The organism is Variovorax sp. Soil_C_19 (assembly GCF_057657255.1).
The window spans coordinates 19,157-39,410 of sequence record NZ_JBDGIV010000022.1 but is presented as its reverse complement, the minus strand read 5'-3'; the positions used below and the strand labels follow the sequence as shown (position 1 = coordinate 39,410).

The window sequence follows — 20,254 nt, the reverse complement described above, 5'->3', positions numbered from 1 at the left end:
ACGAACTCACGAGAACTAGCGGCGTCCGCGCTGCAGGAACGCGACGATGATGATCACGAAGCCCTGCACCGCGGCGTTGAGGTACACGCTGATGATGCTGGTGAGGTTCAGGATGTTGCTGATGACCGAGAGCAGGATGGCGCCCACGACAGTGCCCGTGATGCTGCCCGCGCCGCCCTTGAGCGCGGTGCCGCCGACGATCACCGCGGCGATCGCCTCGAGCTCCCAGAGCAGGCCCGTGGTGGGCGACGCCGAACCGAGGCGCGGCACATAGAGCAATGTGGCGATGCCCACGCACACGCCGAGCAGCATGTAGGTCATGATCTTCACGCGGTCAACGTCGACGGCGGCATAACGCGCAACCTGTTCGTTCGAGCCGATGGCCTGCACGTAGCGTCCGTAGGCCGTGCGGTTGAGGATCACGCCGCCGACGATCGCCACGGCCACGAACACCCACACGGGCACCGGCACGCCCGCAAGGCTTGCGTAGTACACCGGCGCGTAGAGGTCGGACAGGTCGTTGTCGAGCGTGAGCGCGCCGCCATCCGCAAAAAATGTGAGGTAGGCGCGAAAGATGCCCAGCGTGCCCAACGTCACGATGAAGGGTTCGATGCGCCCCTTGGTGATGAGCAGCCCGTGCGCCAGCCCGAACAGCGCACCGAGCACCACTGCGAGCACCGCGCCCATCACCACCGCCATCAGCGGCGAGCCCGAGGCCGGACCGGCCCAGTTGATGAACATGATCACGCTGCCCGCGATGAGCGCGGCCATCGAACCCACCGACAGGTCGATGCCGCCCGAGATGATCACGAAGCACATGCCCACCGCGATGATGCCGATGAAGGCCGTGCGCGTGAGCACGTTCATCGCGTTGTCGACGGTGGCGAAGTCGCTGTTGAGCAGCGTGCCGGCGATGCACAGCAGCGCGAGCCCGATGACCGGACCGAGCCCGTGCAGGTGCTCGGTCCAGCGCGTCCGGCCCTGGCCGCGGTGCTGCCCGCCTTCAGGCTGCGGCGGAGGTGTCTGCTGTTCCGGTGGCATGAGCGATGAGCTCCTCTTCTGTCAGTTGGCCCGCGTCGAGCGTGGCGACCAGTCGGCCTGCGCGCATCACCGCAACGCGGTGGCACAGGCCGATCAGCTCCATCAGCTCCGACGAGACGACGATCACCGCGAGCCCTTCACGGGCCAATCGCTGGATCAGGAAATAGATGTCGCGCTTGGCGCCCACGTCGACGCCGCGCGTGGGCTCGTCGAGCACCACCACCTTCGGCTTCGGCTGCAGCACCTTGGCGAGCGCGAGTTTCTGCTGGTTGCCGCCCGAAAGCGACGAGGCGCGCACGTCGAGCGAGCCGGTACGGATGCCGTAGTCCTTCACGGCCTCGGCGAGCGCGCCGCGCTCGGCGTCGGGCTTGAGCCATGGCGTCGCGTAGCGCTCCAGCGCCATCAGCGTGAGGTTCTGGCGCAGGCCGAAATCCACGTGCAGGCCTTTGCCCTTGCGGTCTTCGCTCAGGTAGGTAAGGCCGTGCTTCGCCGCATCGCGCGGATTGCGCCAGCCCCTGCCGTGGGGCACCGGGCGGCCGAGCATCTCGACCTCGCCGCTCGCGGGCCGCAGGCCGAGCAACCCCTCGAACAGCTCGGTGCGGCCGGCGCCGACCAGGCCCGCGAAGCCGAGGATCTCGCCGGCGCGCACCTCGAAGCCGATGTCCTGTGCCCAGCCGGGCACGCTGAAGCCGCGCACGCGCATCGCCGGCGCGCTGTGCGTGTGCACCGGGTCGCGCGGCGGGTACAGGTCGGCGAGCTCCCGGCCCACCATGAGGTTGGCCATCTTCTGGCGCGAGACCTCGGCCGTGGCCGCCTGCGCCACGAAGCGGCCGTCGCGCATCACGATCACCTCGTCGGTCACGCGCTCCACCTCGTCGAGCTTGTGCGAGATGTAGACGATGGTCACGCCGTCGGCGCGCAGCTGCGCAATGAGCTTGAAGAGGCGCTCGGTCTCGCCGGGCGTCAGCGTGGCGGTCGGCTCGTCCATGATCAGGAGCCGCGCGCGCCGCGCGATGGCCTTGGCGATCTCGACGAGCTGCTTCTCGGCCACGATGAGCCGGCGCACCTTGGTGCGCGGATCGATGGCCAGGCCGACGGCCGCGAGCGCGGCGGCGGCCTCGCGCTCCATGCCCGCGTCGTCGAGGAAAAGCCCCTTCTTCCTTTCGTGGCCGAGGAAGATGTTCTGCGCCACGCTGAGGTCTTCGGCGAGGTTGAACTCCTGATGGATCAGCACGATGCCGAGCGCTTCGGCATCGCGCGAGCCTGTAAAGCTGCGCGCCTCGCCGTTGACCCGCAACGTGCCGCCGCTCAGGCTTTCGTAGCCCGAGAGGATCTTCATCAGCGTGGACTTGCCCGCGCCGTTCTCGCCGAGCAGGCCGTAGACCTTGCCCGGCTGGAGCGCAAAGCTCACGCCGTGCAGCACCTGCACCGGGCCAAAGGCCTTCACCACGCCATCGAACTCGACGGCGACGCTGCCGTTCGTCGCACCCGCAGCGGTCATGGCGCCACCCCCCGGACCTTGAGCGTCTCGTGCATGGCGAGCACACCGGCGCCGATCAGCCCGCCCTGCGTGCCGAGCGGCGTGTACTGGATCTCCAGGTGCCGCGTCGACAGCGCGAGCGAGCGCTGGTACACGCTCTGCCGCACGGCCGCGAGAAACAGCGGCCCGATCCGCGTGATGCCGCCGCCGATGAACACATGCGACGGATTGAAGAAATTGACGACGGAAGCGAGCATCTGGCCGATCAGGTTGCCGGCACGCTGGATGATGCCGTTGGCCGCGGTGTCGCCGGCGCGGCTGGCCTGACCGACGTCGACCGCGTCGATGCGGCCGCGTTCGCGCAGGCATGCGGCGAGCATGTCGCTTTCGCCGGCTTCGGCCGCTTGCACCGCCATGCGCGTGATCGCGGGGCCGGCGGCCATCGCCTCGACGCAGCCGAGGTTGCCGCAATGGCAGCGCGGCCCTTCCTGGTCGACGCAGATGTGGCCCACGTCGCCGGCCGACCCGGCCGCGCCGCGGTACACCTCGCCATGGCAGACGATGCCGCAGCCGATGCCGGTGCCGATCTTGATCACGAGGAAGTTGCTGAGCGAGCGCTTGCGCTGCCAGAGTTCGCCGAGGGCCATCAGGTTCACGTCGTTGTCGACGAAGACGGGCGCCGCATAATCTTCGCGCAGGTAGTCGCGGATCGAGAAACTGTCCCAAGCCGGCATGAGCGGCGGGTTCACGAGCTGGCCGATGTCGAAGTTGACGGGGCCGGGCACGCCGATGCCGATGCCCAGCACGTCCTTGGCGCCCGCGTCGCAGCGGGCGAGCAGTTCGCGCATCAGCGTGCGCACGCGCGCCAGCACCACGGCCGGACCCTCGCGCACGTCGGCGGGCTCTTCGTGCTGCGCAAGCACCGTGAGGTCGGGCCGCAGCACGGCCACGTCGAGGCTGGTGGCGCCGATGTCGATGCCGACCAGCACGCCGAGCCCGGCATGCAGTTGCAGGTTCTCGGCACGCCGCCCACCCGACGAGCGCTGCAGGCCCGCTTCGGCGAGCAGGCCCTGGTCGACGAGGCCCGCGATCAGCGCGTTGGCCTTGCTCTTGGAGAAGCCGAGCTGCTCGGCCATGGCATGGCGCGAGCCGCCGGCCGACCAGAAGGTCGTTTCCAGCAGCCGCATTTCATCGGCGGTAATGCCACTCCAGCGTGCCACGCGTGATGTCTCCGGTGTTCTCTTGTCGTCTGGCGGCGAATACTAGGCGCGGCGCTTCAGCCAGACAAGGCTTAACTTCGATCTATTTCAGGCCAAAGCTGGTTTCGATCCGGGCCCCATGAGGCCAGACGCAAAAAAGCCGCCCGGAGGCGGCTTTTCATGTTCGAGCCGGTGACCGGCTTACTTCTTCTGGCGGTACTTGCGCAGTGCCGCGATCTGGGCGGCCATGACCGCCAGCTCGGATTGCGCCATCGCGATGTCGATGTCGCTCTTGGCATTCTTGAGCGCTTCCTCGGCGGCAGCACGGGCCTGGTTGGCCTTCTCGTCGTCGAGGTCCTTGCCGCGGATTGCGGTGTCGGACAGCACGGTAACCGTGCCGGGCTGCACTTCGAGGATGCCGCCAGCCACGAAGACGAATTCCTCGCCGCCGTCGGCCGTCTCGATGCGCACCGCACCGGGGCGGATGCGCGTGATCAGCGGGGTGTGGCGCGGGTAGATGCCGAGCTCGCCGGCTTCACCGGGCAGCGCGACGAACGTGGCCTCGCCCGAGAAGATCGACTCTTCCGCGCTGACCACGTCGACGTGAATGGTGTTTGCCATGTGCGTTCCTGCGTCGCCTTAGGCGACTTTCTTGGCCTTCTCGAAAGCCTCGTCGATCGTGCCGACCATGTAGAACGCTTGTTCCGGCAGGTGGTCGGCTTCGCCGTTCACGATCATCTTGAAGCCACGGATGGTTTCCGACAGCGGCACGTACTTGCCGGGCGAGCCCGTGAACACTTCGGCCACGTGGAACGGCTGCGACAGGAAACGCTGGATCTTGCGGGCACGGGCCACGGCCAGCTTGTCGTCGGGCGCAAGCTCGTCCATGCCGAGAATCGCGATGATGTCGCGCAGTTCCTTGTAGCGCTGCAGCGTGCCTTGCACGGCGCGGGCCACGTTGTAGTGCTCTTCGCCGACCACGTTCGGGTCGAGCTGGCGCGAGGTCGAATCGAGCGGGTCCACAGCGGGGTAGATACCGAGCGAGGCGATGTCGCGCGACAGCACCACGGTGGAGTCCAGGTGGGCGAAGGTGGTGGCGGGCGACGGGTCGGTCAAGTCGTCGGCCGGCACGTACACGGCCTGGATCGAGGTGATCGAGCCGACCTTGGTCGAGGTGATCCGCTCCTGCAGGCGGCCCATTTCCTCGGCCAGCGTCGGCTGGTAGCCCACGGCCGAAGGCATGCGGCCCAGCAGTGCCGACACTTCGGTACCGGCCAGCGTGTAGCGGTAGATGTTGTCCACGAAGAACAGCACGTCGCGGCCTTCGTCGCGGAACGACTCGGCGATCGTCAGGCCGGTCAGCGCCACGCGCAGGCGGTTGCCCGGGGGCTCGTTCATCTGGCCGTAGACCATGGCCACTTTCGACTCCTCGAGCTTCTCGAGGTTCACGACGCCGGAGTCGGCCATCTCGTGATAGAAGTCGTTGCCCTCGCGGGTACGTTCACCCACACCGGCGAACACCGACAGGCCCGAGTGTGCCTTGGCGATGTTGTTGATGAGTTCCATCATGTTCACGGTCTTGCCCACGCCGGCGCCGCCGAACAGGCCCACCTTGCCGCCCTTGGCGAACGGACACACGAGGTCGATCACCTTGATGCCGGTTTCCAGCAGGTCTTGCGAAGGCGAGAGTTCGTCGTACGCGGGCGCCTTGCGGTGGATCGAGGCGGTGAGTTCCTGGCCGACCGGGCCGCGCTCGTCGATGGGCGAGCCCAGCACGTCCATGATGCGGCCGAGCGTGGCCTTGCCGACCGGCACGGTGATGGGCGCGCCGGTGTTCTTGACCATGAGGCCGCGGCGCAGGCCGTCGGACGAGCCGAGCGCAATGGTGCGCACCACGCCGTCGCCGAGCTGCTGCTGCACTTCAAGGGTCAGCGCGCTGCCCTCGAGCTTCAAGGCGTCGTACACCTTGGGCATCTGGTCACGCGGGAACTCCACGTCGACCACGGCGCCGATACATTGGACAATTTTTCCTTCAGCCATGGCGATTCCTTCTGGATCTCAATAATGTTGCGACAGGTTCTTGCAGAAGCGTCCTTGTGCCATTGCGGGCCGCTTTTGCAAGAATGCCGGCCAGGCCGGCACCCTTGATTTCAGATCGATGCGATCAGACCCCGGCCGCGGCAGCCGCGCCGGACACGATCTCGGAAAGCTCCTTCGTGATGCCGGCCTGGCGGGTCTTGTTGTAGACCAGCTTGAGTTCGCTGATCACGTTGCCTGCGTTGTCGGTCGCAGCCTTCATGGCCACCATGCGCGCAGAGTGCTCGGAAGCCATGTTCTCGGCCACGGCCTGGTAGACCAGCGACTCCACGTAGCGCACCAGCAGTTCGTCGATGACGCTCTCGGGATCGGGCTCGTAGATGTAGTCCCACGAGTGATGGCCTTCCTGCACCTGGAGCGAGTCCGCCGCCAGCGGCAGCAGGTGTTCGACCACCGGCTCCTGCTTGATGGTGTTGATGAACTTCGTGTAGCACAGGTACACGGCCGACAGCTTGCCCTCGGCGTACGCGTCGAGCAGGGTCTTGACCGGCCCGATGAGCTTGTCGAGGTGCGGCGTGTCGCCCAGATGGGTGACGTTCGCCACCACGCGTGCGCCGACGCGGTTCAGGAAGCCCAGGCCCTTGCCGCCGATGGCCACCGTCTCGATCGCAACGCCCGCGGCCTGCGCCTCGCGCAACTTGGTCGTCACGGCGCGCAACAGGTTGGTGTTCAGCCCGCCGCACAGGCCCTTGTCGCTCGTCACGATGATGAAGCCGATGGCCTTGGCCTCGTTCGTCTTCATGAACGTGTGAACGTACTCGGGATTCGCCTGGCCCAGGTTGGCCGCGATGTTGCGGATCTTCTCGCTGTAGGGGCGTGCCGCGCGCATGCGCTCCTGCGCCTTGCGCATCTTGGAGACCGAGACCATTTCCATGGCCTTGGTGATCTTCTTGGTGTTTTCCACCGATTTGATCTTGCCGCGAATCTCTTTACCTGCAGCCATCTTTTTAGCTCCTGAGCGTCTTCGCGGGGCAGCCGTGGAACCGGCTTTGCCGGGCCATTGGCTGCGCCCCCTCGAGGGGGAAACGGCCGAAGGCCGCTTCGGGGGTGAGCCAGTTCTTCATCAGGCGAACGACTTCTTGAACGCGGTGATCGCGCTCGTCAGTTCGGCCTCGGCATCCTTGTCGAGTGCCTTGGCTTGCTCGATCTTGTCGAGCAGGGCCGCGTGGCTGGTCTTCAGGAACTGGTGCAGGCCATGCTCGAAGGGCAGAACCTTCTTGATGTCCAGGTCGTCCATGAAACCCTTGTTCACGGCGAACAGCGTCGCGCCCATCAGCGAGATCGGCAGCGGGCTGTACTGGGCCTGCTTGAGCAGTTCGGTCACGCGGGCACCGCGGTCGAGCTGCTTGCGGGTGGCTTCGTCCAGGTCGGAAGCGAACTGCGCGAACGCAGCCAGCTCGCGGTACTGCGCGAGGTCGGTACGAATGCCGCCCGACAGGCTCTTGATGATCTTGGTCTGTGCCGCCGAACCCACGCGCGACACCGAGATACCGGCGTTGATGGCGGGGCGAATGCCTGCGTTGAACAGGCTGGTTTCCAGGAAGATCTGGCCGTCGGTGATCGAGATCACGTTCGTCGGCACGAACGCGGACACGTCGCCGGCCTGCGTCTCGATGATCGGCAGCGCGGTCAGCGAGCCGGTCTTGCCCTTGACTTCACCCTTGGTGAAGGCTTCGACGTAGTCGGCGTTCACGCGGGCTGCGCGCTCGAGCAGGCGGCTGTGGAGATAGAACACGTCGCCGGGATAGGCTTCGCGGCCCGGCGGGCGGCGCAGCAGCAGCGAAACCTGGCGGTAGGCCACGGCCTGCTTCGACAGGTCGTCATAGACGATCAGCGCGTCCTGGCCACGGTCGCGGAAGTACTCGCCCATCGTGCAGCCCGAATAGGCCGACACGTACTGCATGGCCGCCGATTCGGAGGCCGAGGCGGCCACCACGATCGTGTAGTCCATGGCACCGGCCTGCTCGAGCGAACGCACCACGTTCTTGATCGACGACGCCTTCTGGCCGATGGCGACGTAGATGCAGGTCACGCCCTGGCCCTTCTGGGCAATGATCGCGTCGATGGCCACGGCCGTCTTGCCAGTCTGGCGGTCGCCGATGATCAGCTCGCGCTGGCCACGGCCGATCGGCACCATCGAGTCGATGGACTTGAGGCCGGTCTGCAGCGGCTGGTCGACCGACTTGCGGGCGATCACGCCCGGGGCGACCTTCTCGATCACGTCGGTCATCTTGGCGTTGATCGGGCCCTTGCCGTCGATCGGCTGGCCCAGCGCGTTGACGACGCGGCCGATGAGTTCGGGGCCGACGGGCACTTCCAGGATGCGGCCGGTGCACTTGACCGTGTCGCCTTCGGAGATATGCTCGTACTCGCCCAGGATCACGGCGCCGACCGAGTCGCGCTCGAGGTTCAGCGCCAGGCCGAACGACGGCGTGCCGTCGGGGCTCGGGGGGAACTCGAGCATTTCGCCCTGCATCGCGTCGGACAGGCCGTGCACGCGCACGATGCCGTCGGTCACCGAGACCACGGAGCCTTCATTGCGGATGTTGGCGCTGACGCCCAGACCCTCGATGCGGCTCTTGATCAGTTCGGAAATTTCTGCGGGATTGAGTTGCATGACTCTTTCCTTCTTTCTGTAAATGGGGCCAACTGGCTGCCGCCCGCCCTCAGGCGGTCAGCGCCGCTTTCATTTGTTCGAGGCGCGCCTTGACCGAAGTGTCGAGCACTTCGTCGCCGACCACGGCGCGGATGCCGCCGATCAGCGAGGGGTCGAGTTCGACCCGTGTCGTGAGCTGGCGCCCAAAGCGCCGCTCCAGCGCCGCGCCCACTTCGGCCAGCGCTGCGTCGTCGATCGGGAAAGCGCTGTAGACCACGGCATCGGCAGCCCCGCTGCGCGCATTGCACAGGACACGGAACTGCAGCGCCACTTCGGGCAGCGTGGCGAGCCGGCCGTTGTCGATCACGGTGCGCAGAAAGTTCTTGCCCGCCTCCGGCAGCGGCTGCTTCAACATCCCGGTGACCAGCTCGAACACCTGCTCGGGCGGCACCTTCGGATTGGCAGCGAACTGCAGGAGCTGCGGATTGCCGGCAATGGCCGTCAGCGGGTCGAGCCAGCCGGCCGTGCCGTCGAGGTCTGCGACGCAGGCCTTGAACAGCGCTTCGGCGTAGGGACGGGCGATGGTCGCGAGTTCGGCCATGTCGTCCTCAGAGCTCGGTCTTCAGGCGGTTGAGCAGGTCGGCATGAACGCCGGCATTGACTTCCTTGCGGAGAATCTGCTCGGCACCCTTGACGGCCAGTGCGGCCACCTGCTCGCGCAGCGCCTCACGCGCACGCACGGATTGCTGCTCGGCCTCGTCGCGCGCGGCGGCCACGATCTTGTTGGCCTCCTCGGTGGCGCGGCTCTTGGCCTCTTCGATGATCTGCTGGGCACGGCGGTCGGCGTCGGCCAGGCGGCTGGTGGTCTCGTTGCGAGACGCCACCAGTTCCTGCTCGACGCGCTGGTTGGCGGAGGCCAGTTCGGCCTTGGCCTTCTCGGCGGCCGCCAGGCCCGCAGCGATCTTTTGTGCTCGTTCGTCCAGGGCCTTCGCAATCGGCGGCCACACGAACTTCATCGTGAACAGCACAAGCAGCAGGAAGACGATGGCCTGAACGAACAGGGTCGCGTTGATACTCACGGCAACACCTTTCTGGAGTGGCGTTGAACGGAATTACTTCGGCAGCGCGGCGATGAACGGGTTGGCGAAGGCGAACAACAGCGCGATGGCCACACCGATCAGGAATGCGGCGTCGATCAGACCGGCCAAGATGAACATCTTGGTCTGCAGGTCGTTCATGAGTTCGGGTTGGCGGGCCGATGCCTCGAGGAACTTGCCGCCCATCAGCGCGATACCGATGGAAGCACCGATCGCGCCGAGACCGACGATCAAACCACAAGCCAGAGCGACGAGACCGAGAACGTTTTCCATGATGACTCCTTAGGACAGATTGAAAGCAAACGAAAAGAAAAAGGGGAACTCAATGCGCTTCATGAGCCTGGCCGAGATAGATCAAGGTCAGCATCATGAAAATGAATGCCTGAAGCGTGATCACCAGGATGTGGAAGATCGCCCAGACGGTACCGGCAACGACGTGCCCGATCGGCAACATCACTCCCGAGAACGAGGCTGCCATCGCGCCACCCATGAGCGCGATCAGCATGAAAACGAGTTCACCCGCATACATGTTGCCGAACAACCGCATGCCGTGCGAGACGGTCTTTGCGAGGTATTCGATGACCTGCATCAGCAGGTTGATGGGCCAGAGCACCGGGTGGGCACCGAATGGCGCCGTGATGAGCTCATGGCCCCAGCCGCCCAGACCCTTGATCTTGACGCTGTAGAACAGGCACAGCAGCAGCACCGAGGTCGACAGGCCGAGCGTGGTGGAGAGGTCGGCCGTGGGCACGACGCGCATGTAGGCATGGTGCGGATCGTGACCGGCGGCCTCGTAGGCCTTGGCCCAGAGCGAAGGCAGCAGGTCGACCGGCAGCAGGTCCATGGCGTTCAGCAGGAAGATCCAGACGAACACCGTGAGCGCCAATGGCGCGATGAACTGCCGGCTCTTGGCATTGCGGATGTTGGCCTTGGCCTGGTTGTCGACCATCTCGACCAGGATCTCGACGGCCGCCTGGAAGCGCCCGGGCACGCCGGGCGTGGCCTTGCGCGCGGCGAGCCACAGCACGAAGCAACCCAACGCGCCCACGGTCAGCGCATAGAGCACGGAGTCGAGGTTGATGACGTTGAAGTCGACGATCGCCTTCTGGACGACGGGATTGAGGCTCCAGTCAACTTGCCAGTGCTGGAGGTGGTGAACGATGTATTCACTCGCGGTCGGGGCGTTTCCTTCGGCGGCCATCTTTCAGCGTCTCTTCTTAAACAGTCAAATCCGGTTCAACAACCCGGGCCGCACCAACAGCGCCACCCAGTACATCTTCATGGCGGCCACCACGCCAGCCACCAAGGCCAGCCAGTTGATGCCCTCGATCAGCCACGGCGCTGCGGCCAGCAAGGCCACGGTCAGTCCGATCTTGATCATCTCCCACACAAAAAACCTCAACATGGCCGCAGACTGCGCAACGGCAACACCCGCCCTGCGCACACCCCGGACGAACAACGCCGCCGGGATCGCCACCGCCATGGCCCCATAAAAACCCGAGACCGCCGCGCCGATGCGCTGCGTCCACATCCATGCCGCTCCAGCCACAAGCAATCCCACGGCCACCTGGGCCCCAATCACCCACCAGGGCGACAATTCGGGATTTTTCTCGCGAAGCCGCTGCGCCTCCTCGGCGGTCAGTGGCTTGAAGTCGGAGACTTCGGCATCGATCTCGGAGACGGGAGCGTTGGTTGTCATTGGAATGCCGCTCGCGCTGTCAGCCGGGAATTTAACAAAGCCATTGATTATAAGTAGAAACCCAGGCGCCTCGGCCACTTCAGGCCTCACGTTTGAAAAAGGGTCGCTGCATGCCACCCGGAAGCCAACCCGGCCACAGCGCCGCCAGGGGGACCGGCCGATAATTCCGGCATGCATCCCCTCACCGCCGCTCTCCCCTCCACCACCTGCTACCTCGACGGCGAATACACCGCCCTGAAGGACGCGAAGGTCAGCGTTCTCGACCGCGGCTTCATCTTCGGCGACGGCATCTACGAAGTCGTCCCGGTCTACCACGGCCAGCCCTTCTGCTTCGAAGAACACATGGCGCGGCTCGACCGCTCGCTGGCCGAACTGCAGATCGCCAACCCGCTCTCGCTGGCCGAATGGCGCGACATCGTGATGCGGCTGGTCGCGCCGGGCGGCGAGGCGCCGCAATCCGTGTACTTCCAGGTGACGCGCGGCGTGGCGCCGCGCGAACATGGCATGACCCGCGGCATTCGCCCCACGGTGTTCGTGATGGTGAATCCGCTGCCGCCCGTGGCCGATGCGGTGCGCGCCAAGGGCGTGGCCTGCGTGAGCGCGGCCGACTTCCGCTGGCAGAAGGCCCACATCAAGAGCACCAGCCTCCTGGGCGCGGTGCTGGCGCGTCAGATCAGCGTCGAGGCCGGCGCCGCCGAAACCGTCATGTTCCGCGACGAATGGCTCAGCGAAGCCTCGTCGAGCAACGTCTGGATCGTGAAGGACGGCAGCCTGCTGGGGCCGCCCAAGGACAACCTGGTGCTGACCGGCATCCGCTACGGCCTGCTCGAGCGCCTGTGCGCCGAGCACGGCATTCCGTTCGCGCTGCGCCGCATCGCGCGCGACGAGGTGTTCGCCGCCGACGAGTTGCTGCTGTCGTCGGCCACCAAGGAAGTGCTGCCGGTCTCCACGCTCGACGGCCAGCCCATTGGAAATGGCCGCCCCGGCCCCATCTACCAAGCCTTGTATGCAGCCTATCAAGAGGCCAAGCAGCGCAACGCCCGACAGCAGCACCCAACACAAGGAGCGACCACCGCATGAACGACATCAGCAGCACCGACACCGGCACCACGGCCGCTCCCGACCCGCGCAAGGAGTCGCTGATCGAGTACCCGTCGCAGTTCCCGATCAAGGTCATGGGCGCCAAGGCCGACGGCTTCGTGCATGCCGTGACCCAGATCGCCGAACGCTTCGACCCGGCTTTCGACGCCACCACGGTCGAGTTGCGCAACAGCAAGGCCGGCAACTACCTGGGCGTCACGATCACCGTGACCGCCACCAGCCGCGAGCAGCTCGACGACCTGTACCGCGCGCTGTCGAGCCATCCGATGGTAAAGGTCGTCCTTTGACGCGATGACCGCCGGGACCGCAGAACGCGCGGCGGACGCGGCCGGCGTGGCCATCGAGGTGCAATGGCTCGGCCGCGCCGACTACGCGGCCACCTACGAGGCCATGCGCCGGTTCACGCACGAGCGCCACCCCGCAACGCCCGACGCGCTCTGGCTCTGCGAGCACGCGCCCGTCTTCACGCAGGGGATCGCGGGCCGGCAGGACCACATCCTCGCGCCCGGCGACATCCCCGTGGTGCAGACCGACCGCGGCGGGCAGGTGACCTTCCATGGCCCGGGCCAGGTGGTCGCCTATCCGCTGATCGACCTGCGGCGCGCGGGCTACTACGTGAAGGAATACGTCTACCGCATCGAGGAATCCGTGCTGCGCACGCTGGCGCATTTCGGCGTGACCGGGCACCGCATCGCGGGCGCACCGGGCATCTACGTGCGGCTCGACGACCCGTTCTCGCATGCGGCGCTGACCGGCCCGCGGCCCGCGGCCGAACCATTCCGCGGCCTCGGCAAGATCGCCGCGCTGGGCATCAAGGTAAGCCGCCACGCCACCTACCACGGGGTGGCGCTCAACGTCGACATGGACCTCGAACCCTTCTCGCGCATCAACCCTTGCGGCTACGCCGGGCTGCAAACGGTCGATCTTTCTACAATCGGGGTCCAAACCACATGGGAAGACGCTGCCCGGGTGCTGAGCCAGAAGCTCGCCACCTACCTGGCACGTTGACACGCCAATGAGCACCACCACCGAAGCCGTTCCCGCACCCGTCGTGCGAGAGGCGCAAAGCGCCGAAAACTACAACCCGATGGCCAAGCAGAAGGCCGCGGCCAAGCTCTCGCGGATTCCCGTCAAGGTGGTCCAGGGCGGCGAAGTGCTCAAGAAGCCCGAGTGGATCCGCGTGAAGGCCGGCAGCCCCACCACGCGCTTCTACGAGATCAAGCAGATCCTGCGCGAGAGCAACCTGCACACGGTCTGCGAAGAAGCCTCGTGCCCGAACATCGGCGAATGCTTCGGCAAGGGCACGGCCACCTTCATGATCATGGGCGACAAGTGCACGCGCCGCTGCCCGTTCTGCGACGTGGGCCACGGCCGCCCCGATCCGCTCGACAAGGACGAGCCGCTCAACCTCGCCAAGACCATCGCCAAGCTGCGCCTGAAGTACGTGGTGATCACCAGCGTCGACCGCGACGACCTGCGCGACGGCGGCAGCCAGCATTTCGTCGACTGCATCCGCAACGTGCGCGAGCTCTCGCCGGCGACGCAGATCGAGATCCTGGTGCCCGACTTCCGCGGCCGCGACGACCGCGCGCTCGAGATCCTCAAGCTCGCGCCACCCGACGTGATGAACCACAACCTCGAGACCGCGCCGCGCCTCTACAAGGAAGCACGCCCGGGCAGCGACTACCAGTTCAGCCTGAACCTGCTCAAGAAGTTCAAGGCGCTGCACCCGAAGGTGCCTACCAAGAGCGGCATCATGGTGGGCCTGGGCGAGACCGACGAAGAGATCCTGCAGGTGATGCGCGACATGCGCGCGCACGACATCGACATGCTGACCATCGGCCAGTACCTGTCGCCGTCGGGCTCGCACCTGCCGGTGCGCCGCTATGTGCACCCCGACACCTTCAAGATGTTCGAGGAAGAGGCCTACAAGATGGGCTTCTCGCACGCGGCGGTGGGCGCCATGGTGCGCTCGAGCTACCACGCCGATCAGCAGGCGCACGCGGCCGGCGTCTGAGCCCTTGTTGCGACGGGCCGCCGCAGGGCGCCCGTCGCGCGCGGCTCACCGGCCGCCGTCCTTCTTCGCTATCCTGCCGGCTGGCCAAGATGAAGGACTGATTCTCTCCATGCACACCGCTGTTCAAGCCCTGATGGAACGCGACTTCGGCACCATTGCCGACCTGATTCGCCTCCATGCCCGACATTCCCCCGACCACGCCGCGCTGGCCGATGCGCAGCACACGCTGAGCTACGGCGCGCTCGACGCGCTGATGGACCGCATCGCGGCCGGCCTGCAGCGCGGCGGCCTCACGGCCGGCGACGCGATCGCCGTCTGCGCCCTCTCGTCGGTGCACTACGCGGCCGTGTTCCTCGGTGCGCTGCGCGCGGGCGTCGCGGTCGCGCCGCTGGCGCCCGGCTCCACGCCCGCCAGCCTGGCGCGCATGATCGCCGACGCCGACGCGCGCATTCTCTTCACCGACGCCTCGGCCGCCGAGGTCGTCGGCCCCGCGCAGCCGGACGGCATTTTGCGCGTGGCGCTCGACGGCTCGCAGGCGGGGTGCAACCTCGAGGACTGGCTCCCGCCGGCCGGCACGACGCTCCGCGCCGCCGAGGTGCAGCCCTCGACGCCATTCAACATCATCTATTCGTCGGGCACGACGGGCGAGCCCAAGGGCATCGTCCAGGGGCACGGCATGCGCTGGGCCCATGTGCAGCGCGGCGCCCAGTACGAATACGGGAGCGACACCGTCACGCTGCTGTCGACGCCGCTCTACTCCAACACCACGCTGGTGGTGTTCTTCCCGACCATCGCCTTCGGCGGCTGCGTGATGCTGATGCCCAAGTTCGACGCGCTCGGCTACCTGCAGCTCGCCGAGAAACACCGCGTGACGCACACCATGCTCGTGCCGGTGCAATACCAGCGCCTGATGGCGCACCCGCGCTTCGGCGAGCACGACCTGTCGTCGTTCCGCTTCAAGTTCAGTACCAGCGCGCCTTTCAATGCGGCGCTCAAGGCCGACGTGCTCGCGCGCTGGCCCGGCGGGCTGATCGAGTTCTACGGCATGACCGAAGGCGGCGGCACCTGCATCCTCGAGGCGCACCTGCACCCGACCAAGCTGCACACGGTGGGGCAGCCGGCAACGGGCAGCGACATCCGCCTGATCGACGAGGACGGCAACGAGCTGCCGCGCAACGACCCCGAGGCCGCAGGCGAGGTGGTGGGCCACTCGGCCGGCATGATGACCGGCTACCACCGCCAGCCCGAGAAGACGCGCGAGGCCGAATGGTTCGACGCCACGGGCAAGCGTTTCATCCGCACCGGCGACGTGGGCCGCTTCGACGCCGACGGCTTCCTGACGCTGTTCGACCGCAAGAAGGACATGATCATCAGCGGCGGTTTCAACATCTACCCGAGCGACCTCGAGGCCGTGCTGCGCGGCCATGCCGCCGTGGCCGACGTCGCGGTGGTCGGCGTGCCGTCCGAACAGTGGGGCGAGACACCGGTGGCTTTCGTGGTGCGCCGCGAGGGCGACGGCACCGCGGCGAGCGAACTGCTGCAATGGACCAACGCCCAGCTCGGCAAGACGCAGCGCCTCGCGGACCTGCGCCTGATCGACGAACTGCCGCGCAGCGCGATCGGCAAGGTGCTCAAGCGCGAGCTGCGTGAGCTTGCGCGCTGATGCGAGCGACGGGCCGCCCCGCGAGGGCGGCGGCCACGGGTTGCTGTGGGTGCTGGCCGCGGTGGCCGTGGCTTTCGCGGTGCTTCGGCCACGCGCACCGATGGACTGGCTCGCGCTCGTCGACTGGCAGACCATCGGAGCGCTCGCGGGCCTGCTCGCGATCACCCAGGGCGTGGAAAAGAGCGGCATGCTCCAGGCCGCCGCGCAGCGCCTGCTGGCCCGCACGCACGACCAGCGCAGCCTCGCGCTCTGGCTGACCGGCGGCGCGGCGCTGCTGTCGGCGCTGGTGACCAACGACGTGAGCCTGTTCCTGCTGGTGCCGCTCACGCGCGTGCTCGCGACCCAGGCGCACCTGCCGCTCGCGCGGCTCGTGGTGCTCGAGGCGCTGGCCGTCAATGCGGGCTCGGCGCTCACGCCGATCGGCAATCCGCAGAACCTCTACCTCTGGCACCGGTCCGGCGAAAGCTTCGTGGCCTTCATGGGCATGATGCTGCCGACGGTCGCGGTGATGCTGTTCTGGCTGTTCGTGGCGGTGTGGCTGCTCGTGCCGCGCACGCCGGTCGCGCTCCGGCCCCAGGCCGAGGCCGCGCCGCTGCAGCCGAAGCTGCTGGGCCTCGCGGCGCTGCTGTTCGTCGGTTTCGTCGTTGCGCTCGAACGCCGCTGGCTGCTGCCGGGGCTGGGCGTGGTGCTGGCTTCGTTCCTGGTGTTCCATCCGCGCGTGCTGCGCGACGTCGACTGGGCACTGCTCGCGATCATCGCGCTGATGTTCGTGGACCTGCGGCAGCTCGCCGAGCTGCCGGTCATGGACGCGCTGCTGAACCACTGGCCGATCACGGAAGGCTGGTGCGCCTATCTGGCGGCCATCGCCGCCTCGCAGCTCATCAGCAACGTGCCCGCTGCGATCCTGCTCGATGGCCATGTGCGCGACCTGCCCGCGCTCGCGGCGGGCGTGAGTGTGGGCGGTTTCGGCTTCGTGCTCGGCTCGCTGGCCAACCTGATCGCGCTGCGGCTTGCGAAGGTGCCGCACGGGCTGCGCGAGTTCCACCGCATCAGCATCCCGTTTCTTCTGGTGGTGGGGATTTCGGCGCTGCTGCTGCGGCTGGCGTGACAATCGGTCGCCTGCCTGCCGCCATGCACACGCCCACCCCGCCCCAACTTTCCGTGCGCCACTACGGCCCGTCGCGCGGCAGCCATGCGCACGACCATTTCCAGGTGCTGATCGGCCTCGAGGGCCTGCTGCAGATCGAAGTCGAGGGCCACGGCGCGGGCATCGGTGTGGGCGCCGCGCAGGTGATCGCGCCCGGCGACCGGCACGACTTCGAGGCGCGCGGCGGCGGCAGCGCGTGCCTGGTGCTCGACACGCCGAACGCGCATTGGGCGCACTGCGCCGGACGGGCACCGTCCGACCCGGCGCAGCTGCATGCGCTCGCGCGCTATCTCGCGCATTGCCTGCGCAAGCAGCCGCAGCCGTTTTCGCGGGCTCTGCTGCACGGGCCGGCGCTGCTGCTCGAAACCTGGCGCCCCGATGCACCGGTCGCCGCTGCGCGCCGCCGCCGCATCGACTGGGCCGCGCTCGCGGCCTGGGCCGGGGCGCGACTGCACGAGCCGCTCACCGTGGCCGACCTGGCGCGCGTGGCCTGCCTGAGCCCGAGCCACCTGGCGCAACGCTGCCGCGAGGAGCAGCACACGAGCCTGATGCACTGGCTGCGATCGCTGCGGCTGGCGCAGGCGCGCGAACTGCGGCGCGAGGGGCTGAGCGTGGCCGAGACGGCGCGCCGCACGGGCTACCGATCCCCGTCGGCACTGACGGCCGCACTGCGCCGTTGACTTTGCCTTCCTCCCTCCCCCGCTGGGGGAGGGCAGGGGTGGGGGCACGGCGGGAAGGAGCAAGACCGTCGTTGCACGACGATGTGCAGTCATTTCGCGACGACCGCATGGCGTAGCCTCGGCGTTCATGTCCGCCACCTTTTACGCCCTGCTCGCCATCGCGCTCTGGGCCACGCTCGCTTCGCTCGGCACCGCGCTGTCGCACCTGCCGCCGTTCCTGCTGACCGGGCTCGCACTGATCATCGGCAGCATGCCGAGCTGGCCGCTGGTGCTGCGCGACCGGGCCGCCTGGCGCGTGCCGCCGCGCACGCTGGCGCTGGGCGTCTACGGCCTTTTCGGCTTCCACTTCCTGCTGTTCATCGCGCTGCGGCATGCGCCGCCGGTCGAGGCTAACCTCGTCAACTACCTGTGGCCGCTGTTCATGGTGGTGCTTGCGCCGGTGCTGCTGCCGGGCGTGTCGCTGCGGCTGCTGCACGTGGCGGCGGCATTGCTCGGCTTCGCGGGCGCGGCGGTAGCGATCCTCGGCACGCGCGGCGGCGCGGGCGGCGGCGCCGAGGCGCTCCACGGCTACTGGGGCTTCGTGCCGGCACTGGGTTCGGCCTTCATCTGGGCCAGCTACTCGCTCTGGACAAAGCGCGTGCCGGCGTTTCCGACCTCGGCCATCGGCCTGTTCGGGCTGGTCTCGGGCGCACTCTCGCTGGCCTGCCATGCGGTGCTCGAGGCGCCGGTGGCACTGTCGGGCCACGACTGGCTGCTGCTCGCGCTGTGCGGGCTCGGTCCGCTCGGCGCAGCCTTCTTCGTCTGGGACATGGCGCTCAAGCGCGGCGATCCGCGGCGCATCGGCATCCTGAGCTACCTCACGCCGCTGGGCTCGACGGCGCTGCTGCTGCTCGTGACGGGCCGACCGCTGACCGGGAGCATCGCCCTGGCCGCGGTGCTCATCATCTCGGCGGCGGTGATGGGCACGCGCGCGCGCTGACTGAATGGCTCTCGTCCGACGAAGCCGCGCGTTTTTATGACTAGAGTGGAGGCTCAGGAAAAAAGGAGCTCCCCCATGGACAAGAACAAGAACGAGGATTTCGAGATCACGCCCAAACTGGTGTTCGACCTGAACCTGGCGCTCTACCTCGACCTCGTGGCCGCACTCGAAGGCGCGGGTGCCGTCACCTACCGCCAGATGGCGGCCCGGGTGCTCAACATCAGCATGGACGCGCGCGCCGACGGCGAAACCGGGCTGGCCACCGCACTCGAAGGCGTCGCCAACGGCTTTGCGGGCCAGGGCGGCGGCCTGTCGGTCGAACTGCTGAAGGCCGCGCGCAGCCTGCGCGAGGACGACGCCATGGGCGACATCCCGATGCGCCCAGGCGAAGGCTGAGAAGCCCGCGGGCGCGTCAGTCTGCCGCCACCTGCAGCACCAGCTTGCCGAAGTTCTCGCCGCTGAAAAGCCGGTTCAGCGCTTCCGGGAAGGTGTCGAGCCCGACCACCACGTCTTCCTTGCTCGTCATGCGGCCGTCCTTCAGGTAGCCCGCGAGCTCGGCCACGGCAAGGTGGTAGCGGTCGGCATAGTCGAACACCACGATGCCTTCCATGCGCGCGCGGTTCACCAGCAGGCTCAGGTAGTTGCGCGGGCCGGCCGAAGGCATGCTGTTGGCGTTGTTGTACTGGCTGATCGCGCCGCAGATGATCACGCGGGCCTTGCGCGCGAGCCGCGCGAGTACCGCGTCGAGGATCTCGCCGCCGACGTTGTCGAAGTAGATGTCCACGCCTTTCGGGCAATGCGCCTTGAGCCCCTCGCGGACCGCGCCGGGCCCGGCCTTGTAGTCGATGCAGGCATCGAAACCCAGCTCTTTCACGACCCAGTCGCACTTGGCGGCGCCGCCCGCGATGCCGACCACGCGGCAGCCCTTGATCTTGGCGAGCTGGCCCACGGTCTGGCCCACGGCACCGGCAGCGCCCGAAATGACCACCGTCTCGCCGGCCTTGGGCTGGCCCACCTCCATCAGGCCGAAGTAGCCGGTCATGCCGGGCATGCCGAGCACGTTGAGCCACTGGTGAAGGGTGCCCATGCCGAGGTCGATCTTCGAGAGGCCGCTGCGCTGGATGTCTTCTTGCGCGACGAGCGAATATTCCTGCACGCCGAGCGTGCCGTAGACGGTGTCGCCCACCGCGAACTGCGGGTTTTTCGACGCCACGACGCGGCCGACGCCGCCGGCGCGCATGACCTCGTCGATGGCCACCGGCGCGATGTAGCTCCGGGCATCGTTGAGCCAGCCGCGCATCGCCGGATCGAGCGAGAGCGACAGAGTCCGCACCAGCACCCCGCCCTCGGCAGGCTCGCCGACCGACTCGGTGGTGAAGCGCCAGTGCTCGCGCGTGGCGGCCCCCTCGGGGCGCTTGGCGAGGCGAACCTGGTGGTTGACGAGAGGGCTGCTCATGG

The 20,254-nt window shown here is 67.4% G+C and carries 22 protein-coding genes; 9 read left to right on the top strand and 13 right to left on the bottom strand.

Annotated features, from left to right (window positions below; genetic code table 11):
* Window positions 1-15: 15 nt before the first annotated feature.
* The 12 genes from AC3A6R_RS25710 to AC3A6R_RS25655 form a co-directional block, all read right to left on the bottom strand.
* Complete coding sequence (locus AC3A6R_RS25710) at window positions 16-1,041, bottom strand: ABC transporter permease (protein ID WP_487865973.1); 1,026 nt, start codon at window positions 1,039-1,041, stop codon at window positions 16-18.
* Complete coding sequence (locus AC3A6R_RS25705) at window positions 1,004-2,542, bottom strand: sugar ABC transporter ATP-binding protein (protein WP_487865972.1); 1,539 nt, start codon at window positions 2,540-2,542, stop codon at window positions 1,004-1,006. Before AC3A6R_RS25705 ends, AC3A6R_RS25710 begins: the two co-directional genes overlap by 38 nt.
* The gene (locus AC3A6R_RS25700; RefSeq protein WP_487862551.1) at window positions 2,539-3,708 is read right to left on the bottom strand and encodes an ROK family protein; all 1,170 of its coding nucleotides are present in this window, start codon (window positions 3,706-3,708) and stop codon (window positions 2,539-2,541) included. The genes AC3A6R_RS25705 and AC3A6R_RS25700 overlap by 4 nt, the downstream gene beginning before the upstream one ends.
* A gap of 213 nt (window positions 3,709-3,921) precedes the next feature.
* Window positions 3,922-4,341, bottom strand: coding sequence for a F0F1 ATP synthase subunit epsilon (locus AC3A6R_RS25695; protein ID WP_487862488.1), 420 nt, complete (start codon window positions 4,339-4,341; stop codon window positions 3,922-3,924).
* A gap of 18 nt (window positions 4,342-4,359) precedes the next feature.
* On the bottom strand, window positions 4,360-5,760 hold the full coding sequence (atpD, locus tag AC3A6R_RS25690; protein WP_487862487.1) for a F0F1 ATP synthase subunit beta: 1,401 nt from the start codon (window positions 5,758-5,760) through the stop codon (window positions 4,360-4,362).
* 124 nt (window positions 5,761-5,884) lie between these two features.
* Window positions 5,885-6,760, bottom strand: coding sequence for a F0F1 ATP synthase subunit gamma (atpG, locus tag AC3A6R_RS25685; RefSeq protein WP_487862486.1), 876 nt, complete (start codon window positions 6,758-6,760; stop codon window positions 5,885-5,887).
* 120 nt (window positions 6,761-6,880) lie between these two features.
* Window positions 6,881-8,434, bottom strand: coding sequence for a F0F1 ATP synthase subunit alpha (gene atpA / locus AC3A6R_RS25680; RefSeq protein WP_487862485.1), 1,554 nt, complete (start codon window positions 8,432-8,434; stop codon window positions 6,881-6,883).
* A 49-nt stretch (window positions 8,435-8,483) separates the two neighbouring features.
* Complete coding sequence (locus AC3A6R_RS25675) at window positions 8,484-9,014, bottom strand: F0F1 ATP synthase subunit delta (RefSeq protein WP_487865971.1); 531 nt, start codon at window positions 9,012-9,014, stop codon at window positions 8,484-8,486.
* Between the two features lie 7 nt (window positions 9,015-9,021).
* Window positions 9,022-9,492, bottom strand: coding sequence for a F0F1 ATP synthase subunit B (locus AC3A6R_RS25670; RefSeq protein ID WP_487862483.1), 471 nt, complete (start codon window positions 9,490-9,492; stop codon window positions 9,022-9,024).
* A 33-nt stretch (window positions 9,493-9,525) separates the two neighbouring features.
* On the bottom strand, window positions 9,526-9,783 hold the full coding sequence (atpE, locus tag AC3A6R_RS25665) for a F0F1 ATP synthase subunit C (protein WP_487862482.1): 258 nt from the start codon (window positions 9,781-9,783) through the stop codon (window positions 9,526-9,528).
* Between the two features lie 49 nt (window positions 9,784-9,832).
* Window positions 9,833-10,711 carry a F0F1 ATP synthase subunit A gene (atpB, locus tag AC3A6R_RS25660; RefSeq protein WP_487862481.1) on the bottom strand — a complete coding sequence of 293 codons (879 nt, stop codon included), beginning with the start codon at window positions 10,709-10,711 and terminating at the stop codon, window positions 9,833-9,835.
* Window positions 10,712-10,735: 24 nt separating this feature from the next.
* Window positions 10,736-11,209 (bottom strand): ATP synthase subunit I, encoded by a 474-nt coding sequence (locus AC3A6R_RS25655; RefSeq protein WP_487865970.1) that lies wholly within the window; start codon window positions 11,207-11,209, stop codon window positions 10,736-10,738.
* A gap of 171 nt (window positions 11,210-11,380) precedes the next feature.
* On the opposite strand from AC3A6R_RS25655, the gene AC3A6R_RS25650 reads away from it, so the two are divergent.
* From AC3A6R_RS25650 to AC3A6R_RS25610, 9 genes are all read left to right on the top strand, one after another.
* Window positions 11,381-12,289, top strand: a complete 909-nt coding sequence (locus AC3A6R_RS25650; protein ID WP_487862479.1) for a D-amino acid aminotransferase — start codon at window positions 11,381-11,383, stop codon at window positions 12,287-12,289.
* Entirely contained in the window at window positions 12,286-12,597 is a 312-nt protein-coding gene (locus AC3A6R_RS25645; protein ID WP_487865969.1) for a YbeD family protein, read from the top strand. The genes AC3A6R_RS25650 and AC3A6R_RS25645 overlap by 4 nt, the downstream gene beginning before the upstream one ends.
* A gap of 4 nt (window positions 12,598-12,601) precedes the next feature.
* The gene (lipB, locus tag AC3A6R_RS25640; RefSeq protein WP_487865968.1) at window positions 12,602-13,318 is read left to right on the top strand and encodes a lipoyl(octanoyl) transferase LipB; all 717 of its coding nucleotides are present in this window, start codon (window positions 12,602-12,604) and stop codon (window positions 13,316-13,318) included.
* A 7-nt stretch (window positions 13,319-13,325) separates the two neighbouring features.
* The gene (lipA, locus tag AC3A6R_RS25635; protein ID WP_487865967.1) at window positions 13,326-14,327 is read left to right on the top strand and encodes a lipoyl synthase; all 1,002 of its coding nucleotides are present in this window, start codon (window positions 13,326-13,328) and stop codon (window positions 14,325-14,327) included.
* 133 nt (window positions 14,328-14,460) lie between these two features.
* Entirely contained in the window at window positions 14,461-15,990 is a 1,530-nt protein-coding gene (locus AC3A6R_RS25630; RefSeq protein ID WP_487865989.1) for a class I adenylate-forming enzyme family protein, read from the top strand.
* Window positions 15,974-17,098, top strand: a complete 1,125-nt coding sequence (locus AC3A6R_RS25625) for an SLC13 family permease (RefSeq protein WP_487865966.1) — start codon at window positions 15,974-15,976, stop codon at window positions 17,096-17,098. Before AC3A6R_RS25630 ends, AC3A6R_RS25625 begins: the two co-directional genes overlap by 17 nt.
* Window positions 17,099-17,121: 23 nt before the next feature.
* The gene (locus AC3A6R_RS25620; protein WP_487865965.1) at window positions 17,122-17,817 is read left to right on the top strand and encodes a helix-turn-helix transcriptional regulator; all 696 of its coding nucleotides are present in this window, start codon (window positions 17,122-17,124) and stop codon (window positions 17,815-17,817) included.
* A gap of 127 nt (window positions 17,818-17,944) precedes the next feature.
* Entirely contained in the window at window positions 17,945-18,796 is an 852-nt protein-coding gene (locus AC3A6R_RS25615) for a DMT family transporter (RefSeq protein WP_487865964.1), read from the top strand.
* A 75-nt stretch (window positions 18,797-18,871) separates the two neighbouring features.
* On the top strand, window positions 18,872-19,192 hold the full coding sequence (locus AC3A6R_RS25610; RefSeq protein ID WP_487862472.1) for a hypothetical protein: 321 nt from the start codon (window positions 18,872-18,874) through the stop codon (window positions 19,190-19,192).
* Window positions 19,193-19,208: 16 nt separating this feature from the next.
* Here AC3A6R_RS25610 and AC3A6R_RS25605 read toward each other — a convergent pair whose 3' ends face one another.
* Window positions 19,209-20,252: an NADP-dependent oxidoreductase gene (locus AC3A6R_RS25605; RefSeq protein ID WP_487865963.1), complete on the bottom strand. Its 1,044-nt coding sequence runs from the start codon at window positions 20,250-20,252 to the stop codon at window positions 19,209-19,211.
* Between the last annotated feature and the right edge of the window lie 2 nt (window positions 20,253-20,254).